Consider the following 613-nt stretch of genomic DNA (forward strand, 5'->3'; position numbering starts at 1 on the left):
CACTAAGACTACGAATGTATGGAAAGCTATCAATTGGGGGAAAATCCAAAGATACGTTTTCAAGCTCCAAAAGAGGATATACCAAGCGGCTAAATCGGGACAGGATGCAAAGGTTAGAAGGTTGCAACGTCTATTGGTGAAATCGTACTACGCTCGTCTATTAGCAGTTCGCAAAGTAACCCAAGATAATCAAGGAAAGAAAACAGCAGGAGTTGATGGGAAGATAGTAATATCTCCAGAACAAAGGCTAAATCTAACCGAAGAAATCAAGGGAACACTGAAAGCAAAACCGTTAAGAAGGGTATGGATTCCTAAACCCGGTAGGGACGAAAAACGTCCATTAGGAATACCAACCATCAAAGACAGAGCTAGACAAGCGTTGATTAAATCGGCACTTGAACCAGAATGGGAATCAAAAATGGAAGGAACCAGCTATGGTTTCCGACCGGGAAGGTCTGCCCATGACGCAATATCAAGGATATACATCACCATTAATCAAGGTAGCTACTTTGTATTAGATGCCGATATTGCCAAGTGTTTTGACCGAATTAATCACAACTTTTTACTGTCCAAAATTCATTGTCCAAGTTCCCTGAAAAGAGACATAAAACAA

The 613-nt window shown here is 40.8% G+C and carries 1 protein-coding gene; it reads left to right on the forward strand.

Annotation, left to right across the window (positions count from 1 at the left end; genetic code table 11):
• On the forward strand, window positions 1-613 hold a 613-nt coding region (locus N0824_RS19800; protein WP_199224937.1), incomplete at both ends, for a reverse transcriptase N-terminal domain-containing protein.

This window comes from Microcystis sp. 0824 (genome assembly GCF_003112475.1).
GTDB classification, from domain to species: domain Bacteria; phylum Cyanobacteriota; class Cyanobacteriia; order Cyanobacteriales; family Microcystaceae; genus Microcystis; species Microcystis aeruginosa_C.